Annotated in this window: 1 pseudogene; it reads right to left on the bottom strand. The window is 72.9% G+C overall.

Annotation, left to right across the window (positions count from 1 at the left end):
* Positions 1 to 207 (bottom strand): annotated as a pseudogene (locus tag ACZY1G_RS27850) (HNH endonuclease); the annotation flags it as partial.

The raw sequence follows: 207 nt of genomic DNA, 5'->3' as shown, positions 1-207 counted from the left end.
ACCGCGGGCCGGGGAATCCAAGCGCGCCAACGCCACTTCTGAGGCCAACCCGCGACCCCGTTTGGCCGCCGGCATCCTCGCCGCGGTCTCAGCGGCGCGCCGCTTGGACGCCCATAACGCGGTGGCGCGGGCCTGCACCGCGGCAGCCTCGGCTTTGAGTCGTTCGCAGTGGGCGACAACCTCGCGCAGCTCAGCCTCCGTGGCCGA

Source organism: Mycobacterium sp. IDUB_5 (assembly GCF_055419565.1).
Note: the sequence above shows the minus strand (reverse complement) of the source record. Positions and strands in the feature narration are given on the sequence as shown.